Source organism: Salmonella sp. NW38, from assembly GCF_051807745.1.
GTDB classification, from domain to species: Bacteria; Pseudomonadota; Gammaproteobacteria; order Enterobacterales; family Enterobacteriaceae; genus Salmonella; species Salmonella enterica.
Genome location: NZ_JAMMTO010000044.1, coordinates 1 through 216 on the forward strand (window position 1 = coordinate 1; position 216 = coordinate 216).

At 51.4% G+C, this 216-nt stretch carries 1 rRNA gene; it reads right to left on the bottom strand.

Annotation, left to right across the window (positions count from 1 at the left end):
- Window positions 1-69, bottom strand: a 5S ribosomal RNA gene (gene rrf, locus NA624_RS23055); the annotation flags it as partial.
- Between the last annotated feature and the right edge of the window lie 147 nt (window positions 70-216).

Below are 216 nucleotides of genomic sequence, written 5' to 3' on the forward strand. Positions count from 1 at the left end.
GGCGCTACGGCGTTTCACTTCTGAGTTCGGCATGGGGTCAGGTGGGACCACCGCGCTAGTGCCGCCAGGCAAATTCTGTTGCCGGAAACGAATCTTTTATCTTTCGTTCCCGAAAATCCGGAATCAGTGCTGAAAATCATCTCTCAACCGCCAAAACATCTTCGGCGTTGTAAGGTTAAGCCTCACGGTTCATTAGTACCGGTTAGCTCAACGCAT